Source organism: Burkholderia sp. S-53, assembly GCF_025560745.1.
GTDB lineage: Bacteria > Pseudomonadota > Gammaproteobacteria > Burkholderiales > Burkholderiaceae > Burkholderia > Burkholderia pyrrocinia.
In genome coordinates this window covers 1763787-1785084 of the sequence record NZ_CP090484.1, presented here as the reverse complement: position 1 = coordinate 1785084, position 21298 = coordinate 1763787, and the positions used below count along the sequence as shown (strand labels likewise).

Below are 21298 nucleotides of genomic sequence, written 5' to 3'. Positions count from 1 at the left end.
GGCTCTTACCTCGAATCGGAAACGGAGAAGGGACTGACTGTCGGCGCCGTGCACGCGACCGCCGCCGCCGCGACGAACATCGAGGCGGTCAGCCAAAGCGTTGCGGCCGGGCCGACAAACGGAAGAAAAAGAAGAACGGCAAGCGGCCCGAGCAACTGCCCAAGGACCATTGCACTCTTTGAGACGACGGTTACGCGGCTTCGCATCACGGGCGGCACCGTTCGGCAGCAGAGCAGCAATGCCGACTGGGCGAGCGCCGCGTAGCAGGCGCCCTGAGCAATACGCAACGCCCCGAGTTCCCACAAACGCGAAGCAAACGGCATCAGTGCGAGGACGATCGCGCACGCCAGCGCCGCTGCGATGAAATGACGGGCCGGGTCGCCACGGTCGTTGCGAGCACCCCACCACGGCCCGGCAACCAGCGTCGCGGCCCAGCCGAGTGCATGCACCACGCCGATCTTGCTTGCAAGGGATGAGGTGCCTCCCAGGCGCGCATCAACGAACAGGGCAAACACGTTGACGAGCGAGAATGCGCCGGCCTGCGTCAGCGCACCCGCAAGCAGCCAACGCAGCAGGACAGGATCGACAAACCATGCACGTCGGGCGTGTACCGTGCCTGCATCGTTCTCCGTCCCGCGCTCGCCAGGTTCGCGCAGTCCAAACATCAGCAGAAGCAGCGCAACGCCTGTGCAGATTGCGACCCCGAGCAGCAACGGCCGTACCGACCAGTGGTCCTGCAACACGCCGCCGAGCACCGGGCCTGCCAGCGCACCGGCTGCGACCGCGGACTCTTGCCAGCCAAGCGAGCGCCCCTGGGATTCGGGGTCGCTCACGCGCGCGATGAACGCCGTGATGATCACGCCAACGGTGCTCGCGCCTTGCAGCACGCGGCCCGCCACGAACATGAAGACGTCCCGCGAAACTGCCATCGTCGTCATGCTCGCGACGAACAGTGCAAGGGCGAGCAGCAGCGCACGCCGATACCCGAACCGCTCGCACCATCGCCCGGCATAAGGCGCGCAAAGTAGCGCGCCAACGCCGGGAGCCGCCAGCGCAATGCTGGTCCAGCGTGCTGCATCGATGCCGGAGCCGCCGCTCAGATCGTGCAGGTAGAACGGCATGATCGGCACCAGCACCATCAGTCCGAGCGTAATCACGCCCTGACAGACGACCAGCGTGGCGACGGCGACGTTCGAGCCGCGCATCATCGGCTCGTCACCGTTTGCGGCAGTCGAACGGCATGCAACGGATTGCGTACGGTACCGAGCCCACTGGGCATGCCGGTGCCGAGCGTCGCGCGCGCCGCAAGCGGGGCAAGCAACTGCTTGAACGGCCATTCCGGGGTATCGAACAACGCACGCGCGATGCGATCACGTGTCGATGTCGCGCCAAACACACGGTCGAGCGTCTCGCGCAGCACCCGATCGACGATCCCCCAACCCGTACCTTCGTCATCGCCGAGACGGTCGGCAAGTGCGGCGATGATCGCGTACAGGTTGACCTCGACCGCGAGCGTCTGGAAGTACGCGAGCAACGCGTCCGGCGTGTCCAGGATCAGCGTATTCGGCGTGCTTCGATCGATCGCATAGTCAGGCGTCTCGACACCGGCCTCGACCATGGTGGAAGGGCAAATCCGCAACGTATCGTGATCGCGCAGCACGATACCGCAGGGGCCGTCCGGACCGACGCGCAGCAGCACGTTCTGACCGTGCAGCTCCGGCATGACACCGTGAGCGAAGCACCTTAGCCCCAGTTCGATCAGAAGGTGAGCGATACGCTCGAACATCCGCCATGCATCGTCTCTCATCGCACCCACGGAGACATCGGCACCGTTCGCCCCGCACAAGACGGCGAACGCCGGCAGGCTCCCGTCGGTCGCCGATGCCGCGCATGCGGCCATCGGCAACAGCCAGCCAGCGCCGTCGGGATATCGCCGCAACATGCAGGCCAGTTCACCCAGCTCTTCGATCAGCGTTCGGTCGTTGCCGAGTGCCCACCACGCGCGCTCGTCGCACAATTCGAGATGTTCACCGAGCCAGGTGTCCCGCGCGCAAAGCGCACGCAGGCAGCGTTCGGCCAGCACCGCGTTGTGCAGATAACGTGGCGGCATGACGCGTGACGCACCGAGCGCCTGAACGCTCAGCGACAACTTCAGGTGCGTTCGCGCATCCGCTCCAATGCCGAGCGTGCGCAGCGACGCGGTTGGCCGAGCCGTGCCGACCCCGGTTCCGAGATCGATACACCGAGTGGCCAGTTGGGGATGCGCTCGCTGAAGGTGGTCCCATTGCCAGGGATGAACCGGCAGCCAGAGTGCCTCTGGATCGATTCCGAGCGAAGCGGCGCGATGCGCCAGCACCACGAACGCCTCCTTTTCCAGGACGGTGCGGGCGATCGGTTGAGCGCCGGCCGATGCAAGCGCGGCATCGTCGCCGTATCGCAATGCGTCAGGCAAAACAGCAACCCAGCGCAGCGCAACCTGACCGGCCTCAACCTCGTACGCGTCACCCGGGCCTCCAGGCCATAGCTTCGCGCGTGCAACCGGATGGAACGGTCGATCCCGCAGGCAGCAGATCGATTCCCATGTCATCAGGCTGTACGGATTGCGGTCGACGTCGGCCAACCAGCGCGCCTGTGCAGCAAACGTTTTCGCGATTTGCCGTTCGGCAAGGGCCAGCAGCTCGGCAAGCCGATCGCTGTAGGCGGGCCACCAATCGGCACGCTGCAACGCGTCGAGCGTCTGACCTACGCTCAGCGACTGCCGGCCGGATTCGCTCACCCTCTGCACGAACGCCCCCGCTCGCGCGACCCTCAGCGGTCGCATGCCGTGCAGCCGCACGCCATGCCATTGCAACGTCGCGCCACCGCCGAGCGGCACGGCCAGCCGGTCGGCAGTGGTGCCGCCCAGCCAGAAAGAGCGCGCGCGGAAGCCGTACAGATCCTCCAGCCACAGCGCATCGAGCAGGTCCTGTGCAAGCAACCGGTCGACGCTGCCGTCGTATGCGCCCGCAGCGCCCGGCGCCGACGGACGGTCGGCTACGATGTCGGCGTCGGTCATAGCAGCGGCAGCCGGGTGCCCACGCCTTGCTCGGTCGCGCGGCGATAGAAGTGGCGCGCGCAGACCATGTCGTCGAGCGCCATGCCCATCGGATTGAGCAGGATGATTTCGTCGTCGCGCTCCCGTCCCGGGCGCTCGCCGATGACGATTTCACCGAGTTCCGCATGCAAGCGCTCGCGGCTGAAACGTCCTTCGAGAACCAGCTGATTGATGATCTTTTTCTCGCGATTCGACTGATCCCAGTCGTCGACAATCACCTTGTCCGCCTTCTCGTACACCTCCTTGTGCACGTCCATGATGGATACATTGCAGACGAACGCGCCACGCTTGAGCCACGCGTATTCGAGATACGGCGTGTCGGTGACCGTGCAGGTCACGATCACGTCGGCCGCGCGCACCGCGAGCTCGGCGCTCGCCATCTCTTCGCACGCGACCTGCGGAAAGCGTGTCGTCAGTTCACGGCTGAAGTTGCGCATCGCATCGCTCGACAGATCGAACAGATGCACGCGACGGATCCCGGGGAATTGCTCGAGCAGCGTCTGCATCTGCATCTTCGCGATCGGCCCGCAACCGATGCAGGCGACGTCGGTGAAACCCTCGCGCGCGAGATGCCGCGTCGCCACCGCGCTGATCGCCGCAGTCCGCATTCCGCTGATCAGCCCCCCCTCCATGATCGCGACCGGATAGTTCGTGTCGGCGTCGTTCAGCACGATCACCGCGCTGGCCCGCTCGAGACCGAATCGGGACGGATTGTGCTGCCGGCTGCCGATCCACTTCAGCCCGGCGATCGGGTCCGTGCCGCCCACGTAGCACGGCATCGCGATGATGCGATCAGCGATGTGGTCGGCGCCCGGCCAGCGGAGATACGGCTTCAGCGGCTGAACGAAGGCACGCCGCGCATGCAGTGCGAGTCCGTCGGCAATCGCATCGACGTAAGGTTGCGAACGGTCGCCGCCGAGGGCGATCAGGTCCTGACGGCCAAGATAAAGCAGGCCGGAATCAGCAGATTGGGTCATGTCAGTTAACCTCTTCGAGAATGGTCGATGAAAGCGTCGATGTGTCCGGATGGACGTCGATGACGCGAGAAGCGGCCACACGGGCAAGCCACTCGTCGTCGTAAACACTGTCGAGATAGCGTTCCCCGCGATCGGGCAACAGCGTGACAATGCGCAGGGGCCGCGCCGAGCGCGCGAGCAAACGGTCGATCGCGACGACGACGGCGCCGGACGATCCGCCGGCGAAGATGCCTTCGCGGTCGAGCAGCCGACGGCATCCCATCGCCGCGTCGTAGTCGTCCACGTGCTCGACCTCGTCGATGTCGTCCAGGCACAGCAATTCGGGAACACGACTTGCGCCGATGCCCGGCAGTTCGCGCGGGCCCGGCTTCGCGCCGAACAACACGGAACCGACGGCATCGACGGCGACGACCTTCAGATCGGGCCACGCCTGCCTCAGACGGCGCGCGATGCCGAGCACGGTGCCCGACGTGCTGACACCGAGCACGAGCGCATCGGCAGGCTGCTCGAGCGTGCGGGCGATTTCGTCGCCTTCGCCGTGGAAATGACTCTCCCAGTTGCGCGGATTACCGTATTGATTGATCCATACGGCGCTTGCATCCTCGGCAAGCATTTCCTGCACGCGTGCAATGCGGGTTTCGAGATAGCCGCCCTGGCTGTCCTTGCGCGTGACTTGCTCGATGCCCGCGCCGTAGCAGCGCAGGATCTTCAGGTTGGTCTGCGAGATTTTCGGATCGACAATCGCAGTGAAGCGCAAGCCCTTCAACCGACACACCATCGCCAGCGCAATCGCCAGATTCCCGGACGAACTTTCGATCACGTGTGCGCCAGACGCGATCGTGCCGTCCGCAAGACCGCGCTCGACGATGTACCGGGCCGGACGGTCCTTGATGCTGCCCGCCGGATTCAGCATTTCCAGCTTGGCAAAGACTTCTGCCCCGCGTCCGGCGTACAGGCGGTCGAGCCGTACGAGCGGTGTGCTGCCGATGCAGTCGACGATGCTTTTGCCGATCATCACTCCCTCCTTATCGAGAACATTTCTAACAATGAATGAGATTGCGTCTCATTTCACTTCAAATGCGTACGGCGCCCGTTGGAACGCCGCACGCGCTTACCAGCGGTGGGTATAGCTAGCGGTCAGCACGGCACCTGCGGCGGGCAGGCGGCTCGTGTTGTTGCTGTTACGCATGAGCTGGCTGTAGAGCGGCAGGTAGTACCGATTCAGCAAGTTTTCGACGCCGACGGTCACGCGATCTTTCTTCGTGATCTGATAGCGCGAGATCAGGTCCACGGTCGTGTAGCTGCCAACGTCCATGCGCCCGAAGCTGATCTTGTCGTTGAGCCGGTAATCGCGCGCCGCATAGAACGTCGCCTGCAGTCGATTGCTCCAGCGCGGGTTCGGGCGATATTCGAGATAGCCGGTCAGCTTGAGCGGCGGAATGCGGTACCCGGTCATGTTCTGGAAATTCGCGCTGTTCTGCGGACGCTCACGACCCTGCATGTAGGTGATCGTGCCGCCCGCGCCCCACTTGTCGTCGTCGGACGTGTAGTCGACAGTCGCCTCGATGCCGGCGATGCGCTCGGCCGTGCGCGTAAGGATCAGGCCATTGTTGAAACTCTGTACGTCGCCAAGCTCGGACGTCGTGTAGAAGAGCGCGAGCGTGCCATCGGCGTGGTTGCCGAGACTGCCGCGCCAGCCGATCTCGTAGTTGTTGGTCTTCACGGGTTCGAGGCTCGACGAATGGATGTCGAAGCCGGCGGTGGCGTTACGCAGTTGCAGGCCGACGTCCGGCAACTGGAACCCTTGACTGAACGACGCGTAGACCTCCTGGCTCGGCACCGGTGCGTAGGCGATGCCCGCATTGAACAGCCATGCGCCGTAACCGGTCGACCCGCCGGGCACCGTGTACTTCTTCGCAAGCCGCAACTGCGAGAGCGGCACAAAGCTGTCGAAGCTCGCGCTCGCATGCTCATAGCGCACACCGGCTTCCGCCGACCATTTGTCGTTGAACTTGTGCTGCAGTTGCGCGAAGCCGCCGACGCTGGTCGTTGTGAGCGTCGGCAGGTATGTCAGCGTTCCGGTCTTGCGGTAGACAAGACCACCGCTGGCGTCGTAAGCGGCCGGCGAAAAAATGTCGTCCGGCATGTCGCTGCGTTCCTGGTTGAAGTCTGCGCCCCACTGAATCTTCGTGCGGCCGGCATGATCGAGCGGCGTCGTGATCGTCAGGCGACTGCCGAACACCTTCGAATCCTGCATGACCTGGTCGATGTTGTTGCCGCGCGTAGCAACCGCGCGCGCGTCGAACGGCGCGAAGCGCGTGTAGTAGTTCCGGTAGTAGAGCTGGGCTGCCACCTCGCTGCCGAGCACGTCCTTGTTGCTGTACTGCAGGTTGAGCTGCGTGTTGCGAATCCGATTCTGGTCGTCGAGCTGGAGCCCGTCTTTTGCGCGCGCAACGGCCGTGCCCGGCGGCAGTTTCGCAACCGACGGATCGCTTCCGTAGTGCGTGTCTTGCTTGGCGTCGTAGTGGCTCGCCGAGAACACGATGCGTTGATTCGCATCGATCCGGAATCCGAGCTTGCCTTCGACGTTGTAGACGTTCGAGTCGAACAGGTCACCTTGGCTGGGCTCCGGCGCAATACGATGGCCGCGCGCATCATATGAGCTGCCGATATGCTGCGCATCGACATTGAATTCGTATTCGACGGGGCCGTTGCTGCCCGCGAAAAACTGTTGCACCGTGCCGCCGAGGCCGCCGCTACCCAGATGCGACAGCGGCGACGTCATGGAGAACGTCGTCTCGGCACGCGGCTCGCCGCCCGGCTGGCGGGTCGTGATCGACACGATGCCGCCCGTCGCGCCCGCACCATAAACGGCGCTGCTGCCGCGCAGCACTTCGACTTTCTCGATGTTGTTCGGATCGACGTTCGCCAGATTGCGCGCCGAATCCCGATTCGTATTCAGCGGTACGCCGTCAACCAGCACCAGGATGTTCCGGCCGCGCAGGGTCTGGCCGTAGTCGGTGATCGTATGGCTCGAGTCGGCCATCCCGGGCACGGCCTTGCTCAACACTGTCGCCAGGTTGTTCGATCCGGCCTCGAGATCGCGCAATGCGTTACGACCGATCACGGTGATCTGCCGGGTCGGTCGCACGAGATCGCTGTGGGTTCGATCACCCGATACTTCAATGGCCGCGTGCTCCACTGGCTCTGCGGCACGATTCGCACCGGAATCGATTTTCGGCGACGCACTCTCTACCGTGAACGTGTTCTTTCCCGTTGCACGGGCATGCAGCCCCGAACCAGCCAACAACTGATCCAGTGCTGCCGACGCAGTCATCTTGCCTTTTACGGTCGGACTTGTTCGCTGCTCGGCGCTGGACGTCGAAAACAACAGTTGCGCATTGGATTGACGTGCAAATGCATTCAGTGCGCGGTCCAGACGCTGCGAGGGAATGTCGAACGACGACACTTCACCGCCCTGCCCCCAGGCAGTTGCCGACAGACAGCTGCTTGCAACCGCGACGCACACAATACGCCCCACACCGACTTCGCGCCCAGTAACCCCCATGCCACCGCTCCTCGTTTGAATCGTAATGAATCGATGATGCTCACGAGGGTTGCCGGACGGGCTGACTGCTTTGTTGACGTCCGGACAAAAATATTTTTTGGGATAACTAGCGGTGAGCGACGGTTACCGCGCCGTTCGCGGAGCGCTTTACCTTGAGCGGCAGTATGCCGGGCAGCATGTCCAGCAACGCGTCGACGTTGTCTGTATTGAATTGGCCGGAAAGCCGCAGGTTCGCGACACGGGGATCGAGGTCGACGGGCGCCGTCCGATAACGGCGAATTTCGACGATCGCCACACTCAAGGGCGTACCGTCGAAAACCAGTCGCCCATCGCGCCAACCCAGCGCATCGGCCGGGTCGAACCGCTCGGGCATGCCGATGCGGCCCGCTTCGACAATCACGGATTGATTGGGTTGAAGAGTCACCGGCGCATGCGCACCCACAGCGACGGCTACCGAGCCGGACTCAACGCCGATCCGCACGTCTCCAGTACCGCGACGGACTGCGAACGTCGTGCCGATGTCGTGAATCGTGACATCGCCCGCATGGGTGACGAGGGGCCGATACGGAGAATGCGCGACCTCGATCGATGCCTCGCCGCGCTCGATCGACAGACGCCGGGACCGAACATGCCATTCAATGCGGGCCGACGACCCCGTGTTCAGCGCAAGCCGACTGCCATCGGCAAGCGACCAGTCACGGTGCTCGCCCACTGCAGTCTGCAGCGTATCGATGCGGTAAGCCGGATCGACAAGCCAGATTGAAACGGCCGACACCACCGTCAGCATCGTGCCGCCGATGACTCGCCGGATGGTCCGCCGGCGCGCCGCTCGGCGCACGACCACATCAAGCGGATAACGCGCACGCAGCGCGTCCTTGAAGGTGTCGAGCGAGCTGTCTTGGAAAGGTTTCGAATCGTGGCTACGGGAAGGCTCAGGCAACATCGGCATTTGCCGTCTAGGTATGCAGAGTATTCTGCAGGATCGGTGTGAGGGCCATCATCGCGCGGGCCATATGTTTGGCGACCATATTACGTGATATTCGCAATTGCACCGCCACTTCTTCCTGCGACAAATCGTGCAGCTTGTGGAGGATGAACACCTCGCGGCAACGCTCGGGCAACGCATTGATGATCCGCTCGAGTTCCTGCACGGTCTGCTGGTAGCTCAGTGCCTGCTCCCCATCGATATCGTCCGACCGCATGTCGGGAACGACGATGCCGGCCGACTCCGTATGACTCGCGTGCACCTCGTCCCCTCTCCAACGGTCAATGGCCCGATGTATCGACAAATGACGCAAAAAGGCGAGCGGTGTATGGATCGGCTCGCCGGGTGGCCGCTGAAGAAGCTGAACCCCGACATCCTGGACGACGTCGCAGGCAAATGCGCGATCACCGAAGCGATGCCGGACGTGGTTGACGAGCTCCTCGTAGTGTTTGACGAATGCAGCGATCAACGGGGAGTGGGCGGAGTCGCGGTGCAAGCCTGTCACATTGTTACGGGATGAGCGAGCATCACGCCCAAAATGATAATAATTCTCATTATTGCCACCGATTACAAAACTGTCAACAACAGCGATGAATCGTTCCGGACGTGCTCGATCCGTTACTGCAATCACGCGTGGATCTTGCCAGCCAGCGCAGAAAGCGCGCATTTCCTGTTCGCCATCGTCGCTGGTGTCCATCGCGAGAAGCTTGCTCATGGTTGCCACGCAAACCACGCCGGCCATGCGTTGGCACATTGGGCCGGGGATGTGAAAGCAGACAGTGCCCGCGCTGCCCCAGCGCCCAGGTCGGCCGCGGCACGACGGTGGGAAGCATAGTCACCGGCCTGCAAGGACACGCCCCTCCATCCAACCCCCAATAAATCCCCTTGACGACCTATCTTTCGATATATATCTTTAGATATGTTTTACGATATATAGGACACGATCATGCGACACAACCCTTCCCGCGGCCATGCCCGATGCGACGGTCATGGTGCGCATGCCGGCCCTGACTGGTTCGCCGGTCTCTGGTACGCGATCGGCCGCCACCGCCGCGGCCACGATCCGTTCGGTGGCGGCCCGTTCGGCGGCCGCGGCGGGCGCGGCGGCTTTGGCGATTTCGGCGACGACGGCATGCCGCGCGGCCGCCAGTTCAGCTCCGACGATCTGCAGCTGCTGCTGCTCGCGCTGGTCGCCGAGCAGCCGAGCCACGGCTACGAGCTGATCAAGGCGCTCGACACGCGTTCGAACGGCTTCTACAGCCCGAGCCCGGGCATGGTGTATCCGGCGCTCACGTATCTCGAGGAAGTCGGCTTCGTCGCGTCGCAGGCGGAAGGCAATCGCAAGCGCTATGCGCTGACCGACGCAGGCCGCGCGCATCTCGACGCGCAGCGCGAACGCGTCGACACGCTGTTCGCGCGCCTCACGCACCTCGCGCGCAAGATGGAATTCATGCGCCGTGCGTTCGCCGGGGAATCGGCGGGCAACGACGCACAGGACGAATCGCAGGCGGGCTGGCTGCCGGAGTTCGTCGAAGCACGCGTCGCGCTCAAGCGGGCGCTGCTGCACAAGAGCGCAGCCGGCCCCGACGAACAGCGCCGCATCGCGGCAATCATGCGCCGCGCGACGGCCGAAATCGAAGGCGGCACCGGCGCGTAATCCGCGCCGCCCCGTCAAACCCAAGGAGTACGGATCGATGCAGAACACATCCGAGCGCACCGTCACCCGCGTGCGCCACACCCTCAAGTTCCGCCTGCTGCAGGTGCTGCGCGTGCATGCCGTGACGCCGCATCTGCTGCGCGTCACGCTCGGCGGCCCCGATCTCGCGGATTTCGAATCCGCGTCGTTCGACGATCACGTGAAGGTGTTTTTCCCGCCGCCCGGCGCCGAACGGCCCGCGATGCCAACGCTTGGCGCGAACGGCCCCGAGTTTCCGGAAGGCGAATCGAAGCCGGTCGCGCGCGACTTCACGCCGCGCCGCTTCGACCGCGCCGCATGCGAACTGGATCTGGAATTCGTGCTGAACCATCCGGGCCCCGCATCGCAGTGGGCTGCGCAGGCACGCGTCGGACAATGGCTGGGTATCGGCGGGCCGCGCGGTTCGTTCGTCGTCCCGACCGGTTTCGACTGGCATCTGCTGATCGGCGACGATACGGCGCTGCCGGCAATCGCACGGCGTCTCGAGGAACTGCCGGCCGGTGCGCGCGCGGCGGTCGTGCTGGAAGTCGCGGATCGTACCGCGCAGATCTCGTTCGATACGCGCGCAGACGTGCATGAAATCTGGCGCTTCCGCGCGGAAGCGGACGCGGCGGACGGCGACGCGCTGCTGAATGCGGTTCGCGACCTGCCGCTGCCGTCATCCGGCGACGGCTACGTGTGGGCGGCCGGCGAAGCGCTGTCGATGCGCGCGGTGCGTCAGCACCTGACCGGCGAGCGCGGCGTCGACAAGTCGCGCATCCGCGCGGCGGCCTACTGGAAGCGCGGCGCGGCGGCCGTGCACGAAACGCTGGAAGATTGACGCATACGGGCTTCCGGCGACGGGCATCCGGCATACGGGCTCCCGACGACGGGCCCCTGCATACGCGCTCCCGGCGACTGGCATCCGGCTCACGGATACCCGGCTTATGAGCACCCGGCCGGCGGCGGACGGGTGATGCGTCCGTGGCGCCGGCGCACCGACGAGCTTGGCATCGGCCTCGCGGCTGGTATATATGTATGTCTGCGACGCCGCTATCACGCGACAGCCGCCGCAGCCCGCCCAGGAGCGCCCGGTCATGACAAAAGAAAGCCACGCTTCGCCTTTCCTTCGCAACCTGAAGATCGCCGGCTATTGCGGCCTCGCCGCAGTCGTACTCGCGCTGTTCGTCGCGATGTGCGCGATCCTGAAGGAAAGCGCCCTCGACCGCGACGCCGCGCAGCACCCGGCCGATACGCCCGAACTGCACGATGCGGGCGGCGGCCCGTCCGCGTCGGCCGAACCGGCCCGCACGCCCGGCGCGCCCGGCTGACGGCGCCCCGCCCGGTTTCCTTCCGCTTACGGCGCGTGCCGGCGCCCCATCACGACCGCGTGCACCGAATCGCCGATCCGTTCGAGCAGCGCGGTCACGCGTTGCCCGTACAGATGCGCGGCCAGCGCGCCGGCCGTGCCGACCAGCACGCCGCCCGCCATGTCGAACGGCCAGTGCACGCCCGCATAGATACGCCCCCACGCAATCGCCACGGCCATCGCGGCCATCACGAACCCGGTGAGCCGGGTCGTGCTGCCGAGCATCAGGCCGGCCGCCATGCTCCACGCGAACGTCATGTGATCGCTCGGAAACGAGCTGTCCGGCGCGTGCGGAATCAGTTGCGTGCCGACGCCGGCCATGAATGGCCGCGGCGAGAACCAGAAATGTCCGAGCACCTGCGCGAGCGCGAGCGCCACGCATACGCCGACGCCGGCTTCGATCGCCTGGCGCCGCGTCGGGCGCGCGCCGAAGATCCAGGTCAGCAGCAGCATCGCGGGCAGCGCATAGACGAGCCAGTCGGCGGCGAAGATGGCAAGGCGGGCCACGCCCGGCTGCGGCGCATGCCCGGCGTTGATGGCGGAAAAAAGGGCGAGATTGAGGTTCTGCATGAATCCGGTTGCGTGGGACGTAAAGATTCGACCGGTTGCCCGGTCGGACAGGAACGATGCTAGGGCGCGCCAGCCGCGGCGAACGCACTTAGAGTTCGCACTGCAACACAAGTTCACGCAATTGTCACATTCTCGCGCGACCGTTCCCGTAAAGGCTCACCTGGCATCCCGCAAAGGCTCACCTTTTTCACATCGTGGCGTCATCGGCACGTGCGAACATCGGGCCGCCGGGCGCCATCCAGGCCGTTTGCGTTGTTCGTCTCAATATTTACGCCGTAACTCCATCGAAATCGGCAACAATTAATTCCAATTGCGGCATCGCACAACGACGGCGCACAGGCATACGATTACGAGCACTCATCCACGAAGCGATCAACAACAAGGAGTCCGCATGAAACCCAGCGATGTCCGATCGAAAGCGTTTGCGATGCCGTTGACCAGCCCTGCCTTCCCGATGGGCCCGTACCGTTTCGTCGACCGTGAGTTTCTGATCATCACGTATCGCACCGATCCGGACCGTCTCCGTGAAATTGTCCCCGAGCCGCTGCAGGTCACCGAGCCGCTCGTGCATTACGAATTCATTCGCATGGCCGATTCGACCGGCTTCGGCGACTACACCGAAAGCGGCCAGGTGATTCCCGTCGAATACAACGGCCAGCCGGGCGGCTACACGCTCGCGATGTATCTCGACGATCACCCGCCGATCGCCGGCGGCCGCGAGCTGTGGGGCTTCCCGAAGAAGCTCGCATCGCCCACGCTGCACGTGAACACCGATCACATCCTCGGCACGCTCGACTACGGCAAGGTGCGTGTCGCGACCGGCACGATGGGCTACAAGCACAAGGAGCTCGACATCGACGAGCAGACCAGGCGTCTCGCCGGGCCCAATTTCCTGCTGAAGATCATTCCGCACGTCGACGGCACCGCGCGCGTCTGCGAACTGGTGCGCTACTACCTGCAGGACATCAAGATGAAGGGCGCGTGGACGGGCCCCGCATCGCTCGAGCTGGCGCCGCACGCGCTCGCGCCGGTGGCCGACCTGCCGGTGCTCGAGATCGTCGAAGCCCGGCACCTCGTCGCAGATTTGACACTGGGCCTCGGCGAAGTCGTCTACGATTACCTGGCTCAGTAACACGTCCGCAGTCCTTTCTCCCTGTCAATCCTTTCACCACGGGAATTCGAAATGAGCAACCTGAATGGCAAGACCGCAGTCGTCACGGGCGCCGCGAGCGGCATCGGCAAGGAAATCGCGCTGGAGCTCGCGAAAGCGGGCGCGGCCGTCGCGATCGCCGACCTGAACCAGGACGGCGCAAATGCGGTCGCCGACGAGATCAACAAGGCAGGCGGCAAGGCGATCGGCGTCGCGATGGACGTGACGAACGAGGAAGCCGTGAACAGCGGCATCGACAAGGTTGCCGAAGCGTTCGGCTCGGTCGACATCCTCGTGTCGAACGCGGGCATCCAGATCGTCAACCCGATCGAGAACTACGCGTTCTCCGACTGGAAGAAGATGCAGGCGATCCACGTCGACGGCGCATTCCTGACGACGAAGGCCGCGCTCAAGCACATGTACAAGGACGATCGCGGCGGCGTCGTGATCTACATGGGTTCGGTGCATTCGCACGAAGCGTCGCCGCTGAAGTCGGCGTACGTGACGGCCAAGCACGGCCTGCTCGGCCTCGCACGCGTGCTCGCGAAGGAAGGCGCGAAGCACAACGTGCGTTCGCACGTCGTGTGTCCGGGCTTCGTGCGCACGCCGCTGGTGGACAAGCAGATTCCCGAGCAGGCGAAGGAACTCGGAATCAGCGAAGAGGAAGTGGTGAAGAAGGTGATGCTCGGCAACACGGTCGACGGCGTGTTCACGACGGTGCAGGACGTCGCGCAGACGGTGCTGTTCCTGTCGGCGTTCCCGAGCGCCGCGCTGACGGGCCAGTCGTTCGTGGTCAGCCACGGCTGGTTCATGCAATGAAGCCGCACGCCCGCACCGAAAAGCAGGCCGTCGATGAGACGGACCTGCACGAAGCCGGCGCGCCGACCGCTGCGCGGTCATTGCCGTACGAAACGATCGCGCTCGTCCTGCAGGGCGGCGGCGCGCTCGGCGCGTATCAGGCCGGCGTGTTCGAAGGGCTGCACGAGGCGGGCATTCCGCTCGACTGGATCGCGGGCATCTCGATCGGCGCGCTCAACACCGCGCTGATCGCCGGCAATGCACCCGAGCATCGCGTCGAGCGGCTGCGCGAGTTCTGGGAAACGATCTGCCAGCCGGCGTTCTTTCCGGCGATTCCGGCCGCGTTCGAATTCGCGCTGTTCAACAGCATCGACCAGATCCGCACGTTCTTCACCGCGTCGCAGGCTGCCAGCGCGATGATGCAGGGTCAGCAGGGCTTCTTCTCGCCGCGCTTCCCGCCGCCGCTGCCGGGCGTGTCCGACCATCCGGAAAAGATCAGCTGGTACGACACGTCGGCGCTGCGCACGACGCTGCTGAAGCTGTGCGACTTCGACCGGATCAATTCGGGCGAGACGCGCGTGTCGGTCGGCGCGGTCAACGTCGGCACCGGCAACTTCGTGTACTTCGACAACTCGCGCATCCGTCTCGCGCCCGAGCATTTCATGGCGTCCGGTGCGCTGCCGCCCGCGTTCCCGCCAGTCGAGATCGACGGCGAGTATTACTGGGACGGCGGTGTCGTGTCGAACACCCCGCTGATGGAAGTGCTCCGCGCCCGGCCGCGCCGCGACACGCTCGCGTTCCAGGTCGATCTGTGGAGCGCGCGCGGGCCGCTGCCGCGCACGATGGCCGACGTCGCCGAACGCACGAAGGACGTGCAGTATTCGAGCCGCACGCGTTTCGTCACCGACACGCTGCAACGCGAACAGCGTTACCGCAACGTGCTGCGCCACGTGCTCGACCAGGTGCCTGAAGCGCAGCGCAAGGCGGATCCGTGGTGCGTCGAGGCCGATGCGATGTCGTGCAGCAAGAAGTACAACATCCAGCACCTGATCTATCAGCAGAAGGCGTACGAGCATCACTACAAGGACTATCAGTTCGGTCTGTCGACGATGCGCGACCACTGGTCCGCGGGTCTCGACGACATCCGCAAGACGCTCGCAGTGAAGGACGGCCTCGCGCTGCCCAACAACGACGCGGGTTTCGTGACGCACGACATTCACCGCCGCCGGTAATGCGCTGCGCGACGGATCGGCGCGATGCATGCGCCGGTCCGTCCTCTTCTCCGATTCGACATGCCGATTTTCATTGCACTGTTCGCGCTCATCGCATTGGGATGGGGCGCGGTTCACCTGTTTCACGTCATCGCCGCGCAGTTCGGGCAGCCGGTCGCCATCGCGGCCGCCGTATTCGCCGCCGCGATCCTGATCGCGCTGGTCGCGTGGTGGATCAAGCGCCGCCGCGACATCGCTCCGAATACCCGGGAAGAAGGCTGGACCCACGTCGTGCATCGCGCGTGGGGCGAGTTGCGTGTGTCCGCGACGCAAGGGCTGCTGTGGCTGTCGCACGACGGCGCGGACGGTCGTTATACGCTGTCGCAGCTCGACGGCTGCCAGGCCGCGCCGATCGGCGGCCGCTGGCATCTCGTCGTGCGCGTGCGCGACGCGGCGCGCAGCGAATGGAAGCTGCCGATGACGGACAAGCGCGATGCGCAGCGCTGGGCGCGCGTGCTGACGCTGGCGAAGGACAACCGGCTGTAACAGGCGAACGGATCGGCGCGGTCGTCACGCAGGTTCAACGGTGATTTGCACGGCGTCGCGCCGCTCACGTTTCGACGTTGAACGCGCCGCCGGTCGCGCGCGCTTCATCTTCCCGTAAAAGCTCACCTTTGGCCGTTCTCAGGCCGTATCGTCACCCGCTGCGGCATTCAGGCCGGCCAGCGTCTCCACCAGAAAATCCACGCACACGCGCACTTTCGCCGACGCCGCGACGCGTTCCGGATAAACGGCCCAGATGTTCGCGGGCTGGATCGCATCCGGCAGCACGCGGCACAACGCGCCGCGTTCGATCAGCGGCCCGGCTTCCCAGATCGAGCGCAACACGACCCCGCGCCCGGCCAGCGCCCATTGCACGGCCACCTCGCCGTGGTTCGTCGACAGTGCGCCGCCGACCTTCACCGTGGCCGTTTCGCCGCGCACGTTCAGCCGCCAGACACCGAACGGGTGATCGCGCTCCTTGATCGCGAGACAGTCGTGCGACGCGAGATCCGCGAGCGAACGCGGCGTGCCGCGTCGTGCGAGATAGTCGGGCGACGCGCACAGCACGCGGTAGTTCGCGGCGAGGCGGCGCGCGATCAGGTGATCGGCGATCTCGTCGCCGATGCGCACGTCGAGGTCGTAGCCTTCGCCCGCGACGTCGACGAGCCGGTCGAACAGATCGAGCCGCACGTTCAGTTGCGGATAGCGTGCCGAGAAGTCGAGCAGCGCCGGCGCGACGACGTGCCGGCCGAAGCCGAAGCTGCTCGAAATGCGCAGCGTGCCGCGCGGCACCGTGCGCGTCGTCGACACGTCCTCGACGAGATGATCGACGTCGTCGAGAATCTTCTCGGCGCGCGCGAACACGCGTTCGCCGGCTTCCGTGACCGTCACGCGGCGCGTCGACCGGTGCAGCAGGCGCGTGCCGAGCTGCGCCTCGAGCAGCGCAATGCGCTTGCTGACATAGGCGGGCGACACCGCGAGCTGCTCGGCGGCCGCGCTGAAGCTCGTCAGGCGGACGACCAGGCTGAACACGCGCAGGTCGTCGAGGTTCGGTGATTTGTTCACGATTCGTGGAAAGTCGATTAACCTTTCACGGGATTTTAATCCGAATGGAAATAAATAGAATGACGTGACGGGCCACTGCATCCCCGGCAGCAGGCCGACCAGCCAAGGAGCTTTGCATGACCGACAGGACCTACAGAATTGCCGTGATCCCCGGCGACGGCATCGGCCGCGAAGTGATGCCCGAGGGCCTGCGCGCGCTCGACGCCGTGACCGCGCGCTTCGGCATCCGTTTCGACTTCGTACAGATCGACTGGGCGAGCTGCGACTACTACGCGCAGCACGGCACGATGATGCCGGACGACTGGAAGGCGCAACTGTCGGGCATGGACGCGATCCTGTTCGGCGCGGTCGGCTGGCCCGCGACGGTGCCCGATCACATTTCGCTGTGGGGTTCGCTGCTGAAATTCCGCCGCGAGTTCGACCAGTACATCAACCTGCGGCCCGCGCGCCTGTTCGACGGCGTGCCGTCGCCGCTCGCCGGCCGCAAGCCGGGCGACATCGATTTCATGATCGTGCGCGAGAACACCGAGGGCGAATATTCGTCGGTCGGCGGCACGATGTTCGAAGGCACCGATCGCGAAGTCGTGATGCAGCAGTCGATCTTCACGCGTCACGGCACCGAGCGCGTGCTGAAATTCGCATTCGAGCTCGCGCAGCGGCGCGCGAAGCGTCTCACCGTCGCGACGAAGAGCAACGGCATCGCGATCAGCATGCCGTGGTGGGACGCGCGCGCGGCCGAGATGGCCGAACGCTATCCCGAGATCGCCGTCGACAAGCAGCACATCGACATCCTGTGCGCGCGCTTCGTGCTGCAGCCGGACCGCTTCGACGTCGTCGTCGCATCGAACCTGTTCGGCGACATCCTGTCGGATCTCGGGCCGGCCTGTACGGGCACGATCGGCATCGCGCCGTCGGCGAACCTGAACCCGGACCGCACGTTTCCGTCGCTGTTCGAACCCGTGCACGGCTCCGCACCCGACATCGCGGGGCAGTACATCGCGAATCCGGTCGCGATGATCTGGTCGGCGGCAATGATGCTCGACTTCCTCGGCAACGGCGCCGGCCGCGAACGCGAAGCGCACGATGCGATCGTTGCCGCGATCGAGGACGTGCTGCGCGCCGGGCCGCATACGCGCGATCTCGGCGGCAATGCGGGGACGCAGGAAGTAGGCGAGGCGATCGCCGCACGGATTGCAGGCTGACGATCAGGCCCGGCGCGAGCGATCGCGCCGGGAAACCACTTCACGAATCAGGCGGCGGTGAGCAACACGCGATGCGGTTGCGCACCCGTGCGGATTCCGATGCGTTCACGATGAAGTCGAGCGGTGAGTAACGACACACCGCCATGCGCACTGCTTGCGCTGTCTCTCGTTGAAATCGATCCGATCGGTGAGTTGCACATCACGTTCGCGCACACCGGTCGCCAACAGATTGTCGAACCGGTTCGATCGGTGAGATGCATCGCGTGGTGAAGCACACCGTTGCGTGTCGACACGTACATCACGTGATATCGACGCGAGCGACATGTCCGCTTTACCCGGGGCGATGCCACGTCGTTCTGCGCGAAGCACACAGTCCGACGCGACATTTCACCTGGTCCCGAAAAACCTCACCTTCAGCGCATCGCCTCCCGAATTTCCTCACCTTCGGACTCAGGTGATACGTTCGCCGATCCGCTGGACAGGCGCGGCGAGAACGTCACAGGCCGAGATCGGACAGCCCCGGATGATCGTCGGGACGGCGGCCGAGCGGCCAGTGATAAAGACGATCTTCCTCGCGAATCGGCAGGTCGTTGATGCACGCGTGACGATGCGCCATCAGGCCGTTTTCGTCGAACTCCCAGTTTTCGTTGCCATACGAACGGAACCAGTTGCCTGCATCGTCATGCCATTCGTACGCAAAGCGCACCGCGATGCGATTGCCGCCGAACGCCCACAGCTCCTTGATCAGCCGGTAGTCGAGTTCGCGCGTCCATTTCCGCTGCAGCAGCCCGACGATCTCGTCGCGGCCGGTCACGAATTCCGCGCGATTGCGCCATTGGCTTTGCGGCGTATAGGCGAGCGACACGCGCTGCGGGTCGCGCGTATTCCACCCATCCTCGGCGGCGCGCACCTTCTGGCGCGCCGATTCGAGCGTAAAGGGCGGAACGGGCGGACGGACTTCGGGGGAAGCTGACATGGGTTGCTCCTGTTCAGGGTTCTGGCCGCGGACGCCCGCGGCCGGTTCGGATTCGCTGCACCGACTACCGCGAAACGGTGTCGAGCAGCAGTTCGGCTGTCGCGCGCGCATCTCGCGCGGCGTTTGCATCGCCACTGACGAGCGCCACGCCGATCGCGCCGTCGATCAGCACGAGCCACTGGCGCGCAATGCGCGCGAGCCCGCGGCGCTCGATTCCCGTTTCGTCGGCATACGCATCGAACCGCTCGCGCACGAATGCCAGTAGACGCGCCTTGTGCATACGCGCGACGACACGCACGGGATCGTCGGCGTCGGGAATCTCGCCCGACGTATTCAGGAACGCGCAGCCATGGAAGTCGGGCTGCCCGAACCAGTCGCGCAGCACGTCGAACATGCCGAGCAGCTGCGCGCGCGGCGCCTTGCCGCGTGCCAGCGTGGCGTCGACGAACCAGCGCATCCAGCGCTCGTCACGCCGTTCAAGCGCGGCGACCACCAGTGCCTCCTTCGATTCGAACTGCGAATAAAAGCTCTTCCGTGCCGCGCCGGACCGCTTCACGATCGCATCGACACCCGTTGCGTGGATGCCGCCCGAATAGATCAGCGCTTCGGCCGCGTCGAGCAGCCGGTCGCGAACGCCCGGTTCGCCGGAAGTGTCGTGTGGTGTGTTCATGCGTTTACGGTAGAACGATCGTTCTCCCTCGTCAACTCCCGTGTGAAAAAGCCATGTCGGCGGGAGGGCTGATTCGCGGTCTGACTGCACGGCCGCCGTGCAATGCAGCCCGCCGCGTTTACGACATTTTTTCTTGAAGTGGATACGCGACGCTCACTACACTTCGGTCACCCTGTCTGGGCGAAAGGACATCATGCAGCGACCGGAATCCGCGCGCCCCGCGCGCGCCTATGCGGCTTATGCCAAGCGGCTCGACGGCCGCGTCGTCGTGCGGCGCTTCGATCCGCGCAGCGATTCGTACGACATGCTGACCGCGCTGCTGCATCGCGCCTTCGCGCCGCTCGGCGCGCTGGGCTTCAATTGCCCGTGCGTCGACCAGCCGGCATCGGCGACACGCGCACGCGTGCTCACCGGCGAGTGCTTCGTCGCACTCGGCAACGCGCACCTGGTCGCGACGATGACGATGCAATCGCACGATCCCGATTCGCGCTGCGATCCGTATCGCAGCCGGCGTGTCGCGACACTCGGCCAACTGGCCGTCGATCCGGTCTGGCAGGGACGCGGCATCGGCCGCTCGCTGCTCGCGTTCGCGCAACGGCGGGCGGCCGCGCGCGGCGCGACGCACCTCGCCCTCGACGCGCCGTACGCGGCAGTCCGGCTCATCGATTTTTATCGTCGTGAAGGATTTCAACCGGTCGACGTGATGCGCTTCCCGGGACACAACTACGACAGCGCGATCCTGTGCAAATCCGTCGGCGTCGCGGACGACCGCATGCGTGCCTGCGACACGGCGCAGATCGACGTTGCACGGCAAGCCGGTGCGGCGCCATGAAACACGATGGCGATGACGATCGCGCGCAGCTCGCCGTCAGGCAGGCACGCGTGCGTGCGGCGCTGCGGCTGCGTGGCGTGCTGAAGCTGACGATCGTCACGATCGCGGTCGCGCATGCGCTGACGTTCGTATTCGACGGCCTCCTCGTCGCGGCCGGGTTCGCGCCGGAAGCCGCGACGTTGCTGCTGTTCCGCTTCGTGACCTGCGCGCTCGTCAGCTTCTGGCTGCAGGCCGATGCGTTACGCGCGTACCGGTACGCGGCGCAGCACGGGTTCGTCACGGTTTCCGGCACGCACGGCGATCTGATCGACGTGGCACCGCAGTGCCCGAAGCGCTGGCTGGTCGTGTTGAATCTTCAGTTGGAACCGCGATGGGTGAACGGTGAACAGATCAAGTAGCGGTCTGCGCACCGGTCGATGCGGATTGCGTGGCGTATGAGTGAGTCGTGACGAGGTTCACCGGCTCACGGATGACGTCCCGGTTCGGCACGGCATCGCATGCGGTGCGTAGCGAGCGATTGCTCGACAAGCGAAGCAGGCAAGCGTGCGGAAGAGGAAGAACAGGCGCCGAATGGCGTGATGGGGGGAAGCGAGGCGAGGGCTGACAGGTGATG

At 64.9% G+C, this 21298-nt stretch carries 21 protein-coding genes; 10 read left to right on the top strand and 11 right to left on the bottom strand.

Features of this window, described 5'->3' with window-relative positions; translation table 11 throughout:
- Positions 1-5: 5 nt before the first annotated feature.
- From LXM88_RS30105 to LXM88_RS30075, 7 genes are all read right to left on the bottom strand, one after another.
- Positions 6-1205 (bottom strand): MFS transporter, encoded by a 1200-nt coding sequence (locus tag LXM88_RS30105; RefSeq protein WP_262543015.1) that lies wholly within the window; start codon positions 1203-1205, stop codon positions 6-8.
- Positions 1205-3055, bottom strand: a complete 1851-nt coding sequence (locus LXM88_RS30100) for an IucA/IucC family protein (RefSeq protein WP_262543013.1) — start codon at positions 3053-3055, stop codon at positions 1205-1207. Before LXM88_RS30100 ends, LXM88_RS30105 begins: the two co-directional genes overlap by 1 nt.
- Positions 3052-4071 (bottom strand): 2,3-diaminopropionate biosynthesis protein SbnB, encoded by a 1020-nt coding sequence (gene sbnB, locus LXM88_RS30095; RefSeq protein ID WP_262543011.1) that lies wholly within the window; start codon positions 4069-4071, stop codon positions 3052-3054. The genes LXM88_RS30100 and sbnB overlap by 4 nt, the downstream gene beginning before the upstream one ends.
- A gap of 1 nt (position 4072) precedes the next feature.
- Positions 4073-5086, bottom strand: a complete 1014-nt coding sequence (sbnA, locus tag LXM88_RS30090) for a 2,3-diaminopropionate biosynthesis protein SbnA (RefSeq protein WP_262543010.1) — start codon at positions 5084-5086, stop codon at positions 4073-4075.
- Positions 5087-5182: 96 nt separating this feature from the next.
- Complete coding sequence (locus LXM88_RS30085) at positions 5183-7639, bottom strand: TonB-dependent siderophore receptor (protein ID WP_262543008.1); 2457 nt, start codon at positions 7637-7639, stop codon at positions 5183-5185.
- Positions 7640-7745: 106 nt separating this feature from the next.
- On the bottom strand, positions 7746-8582 hold the full coding sequence (locus tag LXM88_RS30080; protein ID WP_262543006.1) for a FecR family protein: 837 nt from the start codon (positions 8580-8582) through the stop codon (positions 7746-7748).
- Between the two features lie 13 nt (positions 8583-8595).
- Positions 8596-9339, bottom strand: a complete 744-nt coding sequence (locus LXM88_RS30075; protein WP_262543004.1) for an RNA polymerase sigma factor — start codon at positions 9337-9339, stop codon at positions 8596-8598.
- A 231-nt stretch (positions 9340-9570) separates the two neighbouring features.
- Here LXM88_RS30075 and LXM88_RS30070 point away from each other — a divergent pair, with 231 nt between their 5' ends.
- From LXM88_RS30070 to LXM88_RS30060, 3 genes are all read left to right on the top strand, one after another.
- Positions 9571-10281 carry a PadR family transcriptional regulator gene (locus tag LXM88_RS30070; RefSeq protein WP_262543002.1) on the top strand — a complete coding sequence of 237 codons (711 nt, stop codon included), beginning with the start codon at positions 9571-9573 and terminating at the stop codon, positions 10279-10281.
- Positions 10282-10318: 37 nt separating this feature from the next.
- A complete protein-coding gene (locus tag LXM88_RS30065) occupies positions 10319-11140 on the top strand; it encodes a siderophore-interacting protein (protein ID WP_262542998.1) in 822 nt (273 codons plus the stop codon).
- Between the two features lie 256 nt (positions 11141-11396).
- Positions 11397-11630: a hypothetical protein gene (locus LXM88_RS30060; RefSeq protein WP_262542997.1), complete on the top strand. Its 234-nt coding sequence runs from the start codon at positions 11397-11399 to the stop codon at positions 11628-11630.
- Between the two features lie 26 nt (positions 11631-11656).
- Here the strand turns inward: LXM88_RS30060 and LXM88_RS30055 are convergent, their stop codons facing one another.
- Positions 11657-12238, bottom strand: coding sequence for an undecaprenyl-diphosphatase (locus LXM88_RS30055; protein WP_262542996.1), 582 nt, complete (start codon positions 12236-12238; stop codon positions 11657-11659).
- Positions 12239-12629: 391 nt separating this feature from the next.
- Here LXM88_RS30055 and LXM88_RS30050 point away from each other — a divergent pair, with 391 nt between their 5' ends.
- The 4 genes from LXM88_RS30050 to LXM88_RS30035 are packed head-to-tail and all read left to right on the top strand — an operon-like array spanning position 12630 to position 15943.
- The gene (locus LXM88_RS30050) at positions 12630-13370 is read left to right on the top strand and encodes an acetoacetate decarboxylase (RefSeq protein WP_262542994.1); all 741 of its coding nucleotides are present in this window, start codon (positions 12630-12632) and stop codon (positions 13368-13370) included.
- 51 nt (positions 13371-13421) lie between these two features.
- Positions 13422-14207 carry a 3-hydroxybutyrate dehydrogenase gene (locus LXM88_RS30045; RefSeq protein ID WP_014900687.1) on the top strand — a complete coding sequence of 262 codons (786 nt, stop codon included), beginning with the start codon at positions 13422-13424 and terminating at the stop codon, positions 14205-14207.
- The gene (locus tag LXM88_RS30040) at positions 14204-15418 is read left to right on the top strand and encodes a patatin-like phospholipase family protein (protein WP_262542991.1); all 1215 of its coding nucleotides are present in this window, start codon (positions 14204-14206) and stop codon (positions 15416-15418) included. Before LXM88_RS30045 ends, LXM88_RS30040 begins: the two co-directional genes overlap by 4 nt.
- A 60-nt stretch (positions 15419-15478) precedes the next feature.
- Positions 15479-15943 carry a hypothetical protein gene (locus LXM88_RS30035; protein ID WP_262542990.1) on the top strand — a complete coding sequence of 155 codons (465 nt, stop codon included), beginning with the start codon at positions 15479-15481 and terminating at the stop codon, positions 15941-15943.
- Between the two features lie 138 nt (positions 15944-16081).
- Here the strand turns inward: LXM88_RS30035 and LXM88_RS30030 are convergent, their stop codons facing one another.
- Entirely contained in the window at positions 16082-17005 is a 924-nt protein-coding gene (locus LXM88_RS30030; protein WP_262542989.1) for a LysR substrate-binding domain-containing protein, read from the bottom strand.
- A gap of 116 nt (positions 17006-17121) precedes the next feature.
- Here LXM88_RS30030 and LXM88_RS30025 point away from each other — a divergent pair, with 116 nt between their 5' ends.
- On the top strand, positions 17122-18207 hold the full coding sequence (locus LXM88_RS30025) for a tartrate dehydrogenase (protein WP_262542987.1): 1086 nt from the start codon (positions 17122-17124) through the stop codon (positions 18205-18207).
- 496 nt (positions 18208-18703) lie between these two features.
- Here LXM88_RS30025 and LXM88_RS30020 read toward each other — a convergent pair whose 3' ends face one another.
- Both LXM88_RS30020 and LXM88_RS30015 read right to left on the bottom strand, forming a co-directional pair.
- Positions 18704-19183: a nuclear transport factor 2 family protein gene (locus LXM88_RS30020; protein WP_096475497.1), complete on the bottom strand. Its 480-nt coding sequence runs from the start codon at positions 19181-19183 to the stop codon at positions 18704-18706.
- A gap of 64 nt (positions 19184-19247) precedes the next feature.
- Positions 19248-19853 carry a TetR/AcrR family transcriptional regulator gene (locus LXM88_RS30015; protein WP_262542984.1) on the bottom strand — a complete coding sequence of 202 codons (606 nt, stop codon included), beginning with the start codon at positions 19851-19853 and terminating at the stop codon, positions 19248-19250.
- Positions 19854-20046: 193 nt separating this feature from the next.
- Between LXM88_RS30015 and LXM88_RS30010 the strand changes: the two genes are divergently transcribed.
- The gene (locus tag LXM88_RS30010) at positions 20047-20685 is read left to right on the top strand and encodes a GNAT family N-acetyltransferase (RefSeq protein WP_262546985.1); all 639 of its coding nucleotides are present in this window, start codon (positions 20047-20049) and stop codon (positions 20683-20685) included.
- Entirely contained in the window at positions 20682-21083 is a 402-nt protein-coding gene (locus LXM88_RS30005) for a hypothetical protein (protein WP_262542982.1), read from the top strand. Before LXM88_RS30010 ends, LXM88_RS30005 begins: the two co-directional genes overlap by 4 nt.
- Positions 21084-21298: the final 215 nt, after the last annotated feature.

Excerpts from the sequence above, each read along its gene's own strand:
- LXM88_RS30105 (WP_262543015.1), bottom strand. The coding sequence starts at position 1,205 with ATGCGCGGCTCGAACGTCGCCGTCGCCACGCTGGTCGTCTGTCAGGGC.
- LXM88_RS30100 (WP_262543013.1), bottom strand. The coding sequence starts at position 3,055 with ATGACCGACGCCGACATCGTAGCCGACCGTCCGTCGGCGCCGGGCGCT.
- sbnB (WP_262543011.1), bottom strand. The coding sequence starts at position 4,071 with ATGACCCAATCTGCTGATTCCGGCCTGCTTTATCTTGGCCGTCAGGAC.
- sbnA (WP_262543010.1), bottom strand. The coding sequence starts at position 5,086 with ATGATCGGCAAAAGCATCGTCGACTGCATCGGCAGCACACCGCTCGTA.
- LXM88_RS30085 (WP_262543008.1), bottom strand. The coding sequence starts at position 7,639 with ATGGGGGTTACTGGGCGCGAAGTCGGTGTGGGGCGTATTGTGTGCGTC.
- LXM88_RS30080 (WP_262543006.1), bottom strand. The coding sequence starts at position 8,582 with ATGTTGCCTGAGCCTTCCCGTAGCCACGATTCGAAACCTTTCCAAGAC.
- LXM88_RS30075 (WP_262543004.1), bottom strand. The coding sequence starts at position 9,339 with ATGAGCAAGCTTCTCGCGATGGACACCAGCGACGATGGCGAACAGGAA.
- LXM88_RS30070 (WP_262543002.1), top strand. The coding sequence starts at position 9,571 with ATGCGACACAACCCTTCCCGCGGCCATGCCCGATGCGACGGTCATGGT.
- LXM88_RS30065 (WP_262542998.1), top strand. The coding sequence starts at position 10,319 with ATGCAGAACACATCCGAGCGCACCGTCACCCGCGTGCGCCACACCCTC.
- LXM88_RS30060 (WP_262542997.1), top strand. The coding sequence starts at position 11,397 with ATGACAAAAGAAAGCCACGCTTCGCCTTTCCTTCGCAACCTGAAGATC.
- LXM88_RS30055 (WP_262542996.1), bottom strand. The coding sequence starts at position 12,238 with ATGCAGAACCTCAATCTCGCCCTTTTTTCCGCCATCAACGCCGGGCAT.
- LXM88_RS30050 (WP_262542994.1), top strand. The coding sequence starts at position 12,630 with ATGAAACCCAGCGATGTCCGATCGAAAGCGTTTGCGATGCCGTTGACC.
- LXM88_RS30045 (WP_014900687.1), top strand. The coding sequence starts at position 13,422 with ATGAGCAACCTGAATGGCAAGACCGCAGTCGTCACGGGCGCCGCGAGC.
- LXM88_RS30040 (WP_262542991.1), top strand. The coding sequence starts at position 14,204 with ATGAAGCCGCACGCCCGCACCGAAAAGCAGGCCGTCGATGAGACGGAC.
- LXM88_RS30035 (WP_262542990.1), top strand. The coding sequence starts at position 15,479 with ATGCCGATTTTCATTGCACTGTTCGCGCTCATCGCATTGGGATGGGGC.
- LXM88_RS30025 (WP_262542987.1), top strand. The coding sequence starts at position 17,122 with ATGACCGACAGGACCTACAGAATTGCCGTGATCCCCGGCGACGGCATC.
- LXM88_RS30020 (WP_096475497.1), bottom strand. The coding sequence starts at position 19,183 with ATGTCAGCTTCCCCCGAAGTCCGTCCGCCCGTTCCGCCCTTTACGCTC.
- LXM88_RS30015 (WP_262542984.1), bottom strand. The coding sequence starts at position 19,853 with ATGAACACACCACACGACACTTCCGGCGAACCGGGCGTTCGCGACCGG.
- LXM88_RS30010 (WP_262546985.1), top strand. The coding sequence starts at position 20,047 with ATGCAGCGACCGGAATCCGCGCGCCCCGCGCGCGCCTATGCGGCTTAT.
- LXM88_RS30005 (WP_262542982.1), top strand. The coding sequence starts at position 20,682 with ATGAAACACGATGGCGATGACGATCGCGCGCAGCTCGCCGTCAGGCAG.